This is a genomic window from Variovorax sp. P4_D9 (assembly GCF_056401695.1).
Genome location: NZ_JBFUIU010000616.1, coordinates 1 through 5,388, shown reverse-complemented (window position 1 = coordinate 5,388; position 5,388 = coordinate 1). Strand labels below are relative to the sequence as shown.

Annotated in this window: 9 protein-coding genes and 1 pseudogene; 4 read left to right on the top strand and 6 right to left on the bottom strand. The window is 64.4% G+C overall.

The annotated features are described in order from the left end of the window. From AC1DY5_RS40620 to AC1DY5_RS40610, 3 genes are all read left to right on the top strand, one after another. The coding region (locus AC1DY5_RS40620; protein WP_478120107.1) for an FAD-binding oxidoreductase at window positions 1-439 on the top strand (439 nt) is incomplete at its 5' end. Between the two features lie 2 nt (window positions 440-441). Beyond that, on the top strand, window positions 442-1,230 hold the full coding sequence (locus AC1DY5_RS40615; protein ID WP_478120106.1) for an aspartate/glutamate racemase family protein: 789 nt from the start codon (window positions 442-444) through the stop codon (window positions 1,228-1,230). Next, the gene (locus AC1DY5_RS40610; RefSeq protein WP_478120105.1) at window positions 1,223-1,738 is read left to right on the top strand and encodes a V4R domain-containing protein; all 516 of its coding nucleotides are present in this window, start codon (window positions 1,223-1,225) and stop codon (window positions 1,736-1,738) included. The genes AC1DY5_RS40615 and AC1DY5_RS40610 overlap by 8 nt, the downstream gene beginning before the upstream one ends. 4 nt (window positions 1,739-1,742) lie before the next feature. Here AC1DY5_RS40610 and AC1DY5_RS40605 read toward each other — a convergent pair whose 3' ends face one another. The 6 genes from AC1DY5_RS40605 to AC1DY5_RS40580 form a co-directional block, all read right to left on the bottom strand. Further along, a complete protein-coding gene (locus AC1DY5_RS40605; protein ID WP_478120104.1) occupies window positions 1,743-2,030 on the bottom strand; it encodes a class II aldolase/adducin family protein in 288 nt (95 codons plus the stop codon). Continuing rightward, window positions 2,000-2,467: a class II aldolase/adducin family protein gene (locus AC1DY5_RS40600; RefSeq protein ID WP_478120103.1), complete on the bottom strand. Its 468-nt coding sequence runs from the start codon at window positions 2,465-2,467 to the stop codon at window positions 2,000-2,002. The genes AC1DY5_RS40605 and AC1DY5_RS40600 overlap by 31 nt, the downstream gene beginning before the upstream one ends. A gap of 30 nt (window positions 2,468-2,497) precedes the next feature. Next, window positions 2,498-2,767 carry a hypothetical protein gene (locus tag AC1DY5_RS40595; protein WP_478120102.1) on the bottom strand — a complete coding sequence of 90 codons (270 nt, stop codon included), beginning with the start codon at window positions 2,765-2,767 and terminating at the stop codon, window positions 2,498-2,500. A 335-nt stretch (window positions 2,768-3,102) separates the two neighbouring features. After that, window positions 3,103-3,624 (bottom strand): uracil-DNA glycosylase family protein, encoded by a 522-nt coding sequence (locus AC1DY5_RS40590; protein WP_478120101.1) that lies wholly within the window; start codon window positions 3,622-3,624, stop codon window positions 3,103-3,105. Between the two features lie 451 nt (window positions 3,625-4,075). Next, the gene (locus AC1DY5_RS40585) at window positions 4,076-4,483 is read right to left on the bottom strand and encodes a VOC family protein (RefSeq protein WP_478120100.1); all 408 of its coding nucleotides are present in this window, start codon (window positions 4,481-4,483) and stop codon (window positions 4,076-4,078) included. Window positions 4,484-4,978: 495 nt separating this feature from the next. Beyond that, a complete protein-coding gene (locus AC1DY5_RS40580) occupies window positions 4,979-5,149 on the bottom strand; it encodes a hypothetical protein (RefSeq protein ID WP_478120099.1) in 171 nt (56 codons plus the stop codon). Between the two features lie 132 nt (window positions 5,150-5,281). Between AC1DY5_RS40580 and AC1DY5_RS40575 the strand changes: the two are divergent. Beyond that, a pseudogene (locus AC1DY5_RS40575) lies at window positions 5,282-5,388 on the top strand (IS630-like element ISCARN39 family transposase); the annotation flags it as partial.

The following is a 5,388-nucleotide window of genomic DNA, read 5'->3' as shown; positions in this document are numbered from 1 at the left end:
CTCCAGCACCGACGCTCGCTCGCTGTGGGCAGTGCGCGATGCCACGGCGGAATTCCCCGTGCTGCTGCCCGGCATGGCGGCGTTCGACGTGAGCTTCGCGATCGCGGACATCGGCCGCGCCGCGCTGGAGTGCGAAGCCCTGCTGCGCGAAAGGTGGCCGAGCGGCACCGCCTTGGTCTACGGACATCTCGGCGACGGCAACCTGCACGTGATCGCGCATGCCGATGGCGGCCGGCCGGAGACCCGCGCGCAGATCGAAGAGCTGGTGTACGACCTGACACGGCGCTACCGCGGCGCCGTTTCCGCCGAGCACGGCATTGGCCTGCTCAAGCGCAAGGTCCTGGGCCACACGCGCAGCCCCGCGGAACTGGCGGCAATGCGCGCTGTGAAGCACGCGCTGGACCCCAAAGGCATCCTCAACCCCGGCAAGGTGATCTGAGCATGAACGCATCCAAGACCAAGTTCCGCATCTGGGCGCAGGGCGCCACGGACAACGCGGGCCACCGCACTTATCTGGCTCAGTTGCTGCCCCACATGCAGGCCTGCGTCGACCCGGAGTTCGAGGTGGAGTTCCACACCACCACGCCCTCCGTGACCACGGTCCACGCGCTGTCCGAGTTTCGCTTTTCGCGCGAGGTGATCCGCAACGCGATCCGCGCCGAGCGAGAGGGCTACGACGTGTTCTTCATGAACCACTTCCAGGACGTCGGCCTGTACGAGGCGCGCGCTTCGGTAAATATCCCGGTGCTGGGGCTGGGCGAGACCAGCCTGCTGCATGCCTGCACGCTCGGGCGCAAGCTGGGGCTGCTGGCCATCAATCACGCTTTCATCCCGACTCATAGGGACCAAGTACAGCGCTACGGCTTGCAGCAGCGCGTGGCCGGGATTCGAGCCGTCAACGCCACGATGGCCGACTGGATGGAGGCTTTCGCTTCGGCCGAGAAGAAAGCGGAGCTGGAACAGGTGTTCGTGCGCGAAGCCCGCCGATTGATGGACATGGGCGCCGACGTCATCGTGCCCACCGGCGGCATTCCCATGATGCTTTTCGGCGCACCAGGCGCCCACGTGGACGGTGCGCCCATCGTCAACGGCGTGACCGTGGTGCTGAAGGCCGCCGAAATGGCCGTGAAGCTTCGCCGCCTGGGTGCCGTGGGCACCAGCCGCGTTGCGCACTCCGGGTTCGCGCTGCCGAACGAGAAGACGCTGGATGAGTTCCTGAACCATGGCTGATGCAGGCGACCCGGTGCCAGAGTTCAAGGATAGGCTTGTCTTCGACGATGCCGCGGGCGAGCTGCGCGATGGACCGCGCCGCTATCTACTGCTGCGGCCCGATGCACTGATGACCATGTTTCGCCTGCTGCCGCCAGACACCCGCGCGCTCGCTCTGGGCGCGCTGGAACAGGCAGTGCACCAGCAAGGCTCGGACAGCGCGCGCGCCTACCTGACGCACAGTGGCGGCGACGTCGAAATGCTGCTGACCATCATCGAGCGCACTTCCCCGCAGCTTGGCTGGGGCACTTGGCGCTTCGAAGCGGACGGTGATCGGCTGCGCCTGGAAGTGCACAACAGTCCGTTCGCGCACTCCTTCGGACCTTCGGAGCAGCCTGTCTGCCATGCAGTGAAAGGCATGCTGCGCGGCTTGGCGGACCTTTGGCTGGGCCGCCCGGCGCAGAGCAGCGAACTGCAGTGCTCAGCGCAGCACCACGCGACCTGCACCTTCGAGGCTCGCGCCGCATAGGCGCTCAGCGGCGCGCGCGGCGTGCCCAGTAGTCGAAGGTGGCTTGGACGATCGAGGGCTGCAGAAGGAAGTCATGCGCCTCTCGCGCGGCCTCGGAGTTCACCGGCTTGATCGTCCCCGCGGACAGTGCGTCTAGCGCCATGCGCGCGGCGCGTTCGGCGTGAACATTCAGGTACACCGCCTCCTGCAGGCTCTGCCCGGTGCACACGCAACCGTGGTTGGCCAGAAAGGCGGTGCGGCGGCCGTCGAGCGCTTGCGAGATCAGCGCGCCTTCCTCGTCGCCCGTTGGCACGCCGGGCCAGCGCGCAAGGAAGCCGCAGTCGTCGTGGAACAGGCCGCATCCATGTGGGCGACCGGCAGCGGAATGCCCAGCATGGAGAACGCCGAAATCGCCGGCGGATGTGTGTGCACGATGGCGCGCACTTGCGGATGACGCCGGTAGATCCACGCGTGGAATCGCGTGCCGGGGTTGGGGCGTCCGCCGCCTTCCAGCGTCTGCAGGTTCTCGTCGGTCAGCAGCAGGCTGTCGGTGCTGGCTTCCTCCAGGCCGGTGCCCAGCCTGAGCGTGAGCATGCGCGTGGAACCGCCGTCGCGCAGGCTGACCTGGCCGGCCAGCCCTGTCGCATGTCCTTGTGAGGCGAGGATGGCGCAGGCGTCGACGAAGACTTCCGCCGCTTGGCCGCTGTGGACTTCGTGGAAGGCGACCATTTCGAGGATCTTGGTACTCATTCCTCTCCCGCCTCGATCGTTTGAGTACCCTCAATGCGTGCCGTAAGGACGAAGCACTTCGGAGGTCGCCATCTCCAAGGCTCGAGCTGGCGTTGAGCCATTGCTGACGAGCTGCTTCAAGCGGCGATAGACCTCAAACATCAGGTCTTCGTTGTATTCGCTCGAGTCAGGATCGATGACCGGATATTCGCGCTCAAAGGAACTCAGCGTCCAGTCGTACTGGTTCCTGACGACCTCTTGATTTTCAATGGACTGCGGCGGTTCGACCGCCGGCGAGCTTGAACTCGATTGAATTCTCATGGCGCCCCCGAAAGTTGTCGGAAGAGAGGAAACCAGCCGAGTTTTGAATGTAATACTAAAGAAAACACAAATGCCAGCCCGCCCGTCGCACGGTCTTCAAGGATTTCGTCCGCACGATAGGGCGGCTCGCTGATTGAGTGGCCAAGCTCTTGCCGTGGCCGAACAATCGTCGATGCTGAGATCTCCCTTGGCACCTGGATGACCGGAATCGGGTTCATAGCGTGAGTTCGCCGATCGGCCGCGAAGGACCGCAACCGCTGCTCTGCAGGCATTCGTCCGGGGCCAGCTATCGAAGTGTCGCGACGGCCTCGGCTCATTTAGCCAATCCAAGCCGTTCAAGTCGGCGCAGTTTCCGGCACCCCAGCGATCACGCGCGCCAGAAGGCGAAGCTTCTGCTCGTGGGTAAGCCCGTGGCCCTTGCGGACGGAGTTGAGCCCCCTGGCGCCCAGATGAGCGATGCGCACCACCTCGGCATCGTTCGTCATGGGGTGGATCAGTTGCATCCTGTCGAAGGCCTCCATCGCCTTGTTGCCGCAGAGAACGATGAAGCAGTGCGAATACAGGATGGCCGAGAGCCTTCGGAGGTTGTCCGGCTGCGAAATCTCGCTCATGCTTGCCTCGGACCGCTCATCACTGGGGCATCGCCAGAGGGGCTCTGGCCACACGTTCGCGATGGTGACGCGGCCGCGCCAAAGCGACGAGGGGTCGATGTCGCGCCGCTTGAAGATGGAGCTTTCATCACCGATGCCGCGAAGCTCCTGGAGCAGGCTTGCAAGGTTGTACCCAGTTGTTCCGACCGTCGGGTGGCCGTGACGGGCCTCCTCCCTGCCTGGGCAGGACAAGACGAACGCAACCAAGCTCCCCGGTGGATGCTCGAGATCGGGAGTGGCGATTGGGAGGTGAGCGGCGTATTGGAATCCAAGGCGGTCGATCTGTGCCGCGGTGAAGTCCCTGGGCGCGGGCCAATGAGCCGGGCGGTCGACGGGAGGAACTACGCCTCGATCCATTGCTGAGCCTGCTCCTCTGGGATTGCTTGCACGGGATGATAGGCGAGGGCTGCGGTCGCCTGGGCCGCAGCACCCGATACCCGCCCCGTCCAACGCCGCTTCGACCGCACCGATGCGCACCTTGCTGGCAAGCATGGCTCAGATTTGGATCGGCGCGGACTCTGCATTCCAGATTGCGGGCGCTGATTGGGCCCGAACGCCCAGCCGCCCGAGCGCCATTCACGCGCGACGATCGACGCTTGAACTCGATGGGCGGACCGCACGCCAAGGCTTGCAAATATCCGTTGATGGTCCAGTAGCTTTAGCCACCCGGCGGGCCTTTGAACTCGACCACATTGCCCTCCGGATCCGTGACATAGATGGACGGGCCCTGCCCCTCGGCGCCGAACCTTTGCTCCAGGGAGCCTGCATAGTAGCCATACTGGGCCAGTTGGTGCCGGATGGCCGCCTCGTCGAACGGCTCGATCCGCACACAGAAATGATCCATGTTCCGGCCCTCCGGCCCAGGCGCGGCGCCGCCAGCCCGGCCAAGTTTGCCATCAACTGGCACCAGGTCGATGAGCGAACTGCCAGCGCGGAGTTGAACCAATCCCAGTGCGTCTTCGCGGCGCTCGATGGTGCATCCCAAGGCTTCGCAATAGAAGCGAAGCATCGCTTCGAGATCTGTTACGCGCAGAACGAGGTGGTCGATTTCGCGGATGCGGATCATGGCTTGCATTTTAGGTTGGCCCCCGACTGATTGGACCGCTGAGGGCCGGCTCCAAGCGCTGCCGATCGGACCTCGCGATTATCGGCGGTTCGACCGCATGCAGGCGACTGCAGAGTTGCACCGAAGCACCGCTGAGGTGGCTCGCCTCCACTGTCGCCAGTACTGCGAAGACAACGACCGAGCTCGGGTGGCGCGGCGTCTTAGGGCTATCGCTGCGGGCAGTGCCGGATATTTCTCTGAGGTGATGCCTATTCGGGCTCGCGACGCTGCGCCGCCCTGCTTCGGCGATCTTCTGCTCCGTGGTGGCCACGAAGGCCGGGCGGCGGATCCGTCACCGGCTCGGTGGTGAAGTGGGAAAGCACTTTATCGAATGCGACCCGCACGTTGGCCAGGTTCTCCGCGTGCGCCAGCACGTAGGTGTCATGGCGCCGGACCGCCCCTTTGGCCCAACACCCGGGCGCGAGAGCCGGCCTCGCTGGCCAGTTCATCAAGCCCTTACCAGTGCATTTTCAGGCGGGCGGCATCCCAGGTGCGCCCCACGAATCCAGCGCTTACGACAGGGTTAAGCGCAACCAGCGGAACCTCTGCCATTTGCTGATCAACCAGCGTGATCTTCAGCGAACCGAGCTGCTGCCCGATCGCGAGCGGCGCGACCACCGGATCCACGAGCTGGTCGTCTCCTTGCTCGGCCCCTACTTCGAGCCTATTACATAAAGCTATTGATATTTTCGTAAATCATGACAACCGCTGAGCGCGCCGAGCGTTATGCCTCCAGGAATAATGCTGGAGGATATTGGCATGGTGCAAAAGCGATTGAGCGAGGCGKCGAAGAAGCGATTGCGGGCGGGGCGAATGCTGCTGGCCGGCAAGAGTTGCGCCGATGCGGCCCTGGCCGTCGGGGTGGC